This is a genomic window from Paraburkholderia sp. RL17-373-BIF-A (assembly GCF_046030175.1).
In the GTDB taxonomy this organism is placed as follows: domain Bacteria; phylum Pseudomonadota; class Gammaproteobacteria; order Burkholderiales; family Burkholderiaceae; genus Paraburkholderia.
Window position 1 is genome coordinate 1 of sequence record NZ_JARESO010000294.1, and the last position, 1,011, is coordinate 1,011.

General features: G+C 58.4%; 2 protein-coding genes and 1 pseudogene. All 3 read right to left on the minus strand.

Translation table 11 applies throughout. The annotated features are described in order from the left end of the window. A pseudogene (locus P0D80_RS50435) lies at positions 1 to 234 on the minus strand (IS110 family transposase); the annotation flags it as partial. Between the two features lie 225 nt (positions 235 to 459). Next, on the minus strand, positions 460 to 585 hold the full coding sequence (locus P0D80_RS50440; RefSeq protein WP_408296314.1) for a hypothetical protein: 126 nt from the start codon (positions 583 to 585) through the stop codon (positions 460 to 462). Positions 586 to 608: 23 nt separating this feature from the next. After that, positions 609 to 1,011 (minus strand): Tn3 family transposase (locus P0D80_RS50445; protein WP_408296317.1); only part of this gene is annotated, 403 nt, incomplete at its 5' end.

The window sequence follows — 1,011 nt, forward strand, 5'->3', positions numbered from 1 at the left end:
GTACTGCGGGCTGATCAGGCGGACCTCGATGCCCAGAGACTGGAAACGCCGTGCCCAGTAATGAGCGGTGCCGCACGCCTCCATCACGACCACTCCGGGCGCGAGTGTGCGCACTGCTTCGAACAGCGACCCACGCGATACCTTCGCCCGGTGCACTGCTCGTCCGCGACGATCGGCCCCGTGGAGCTGGAATACCTGTTTGGCGAGATCAATGCCGAGAATATAGATTTCCATGATGAACCTCCATCCAGACGTCCAGTTGAGTCCGTCAGTGTCCCCCGAAGGGGAGGCGTCGGGTCCATCTCAGTAAAATCTGGCGGCTTGCCTTGTTTTTTCTTTTAAAATCAATGGCGTGAGAAGTCTTTGATTTTGCCGGATGCAGTCCCTCTGATGCAAAATCTGGCGCTTTCATCCGACCGCGCGGTGAGCGCATGGTCGCGGGTGACCAGCAAACCCGCTCTATGCACCTGCTGTTCGCGTCCACGCTTCGTCTCGGCGCCCGGCTTCGGCGACGAAACGCGTGTTGTCCAGGTTCAACTCCGTGATCTCGTTCTTCCAGACGATGGCTTCAGTATCGCTGTTCATCGTCACTCCTTTTCAGACCCGCTTTACGATCCGGTGATGCGTCGCCAAGCCGCCGCATCCAGTAACATGTCGCGATATTGCTCGACCGGAAAGCTCAACGTTCCGCGGAAATTGACATGCGCGAAGTGCGCCGGCCCCAGCCGCTGTAACCAGTCGTCGTCAATCCCCTGTCCTTTGCGTTGCCAGTCATCAAGCGTGGTCTGCATGCGCTGCGTATTCCACGCAATCACCAGGTTGGTCAACACCGTCAGCGAGCCGGATATTGCAATCATTTCGTCGCGGCGCCGTCCACGCTCAGGCGCGATCTTGCCGGTGTAGATCGCACGCTGCAGCTGATGAACCGATCCGCCGCGGTTAAGCAACGTATGCATTTCGCGGCGAAACTCCACGTTGCTGAAGTAATCGCACAGGAATAGCGTGCGCAGC

Bases quoted from the DNA above. Each gene is read 5' to 3' on its own strand.
- P0D80_RS50440 (WP_408296314.1), bottom strand. From the start codon at position 585: ATGAACAGCGATACTGAAGCCATCGTCTGGAAGAACGAGATCACGGAG.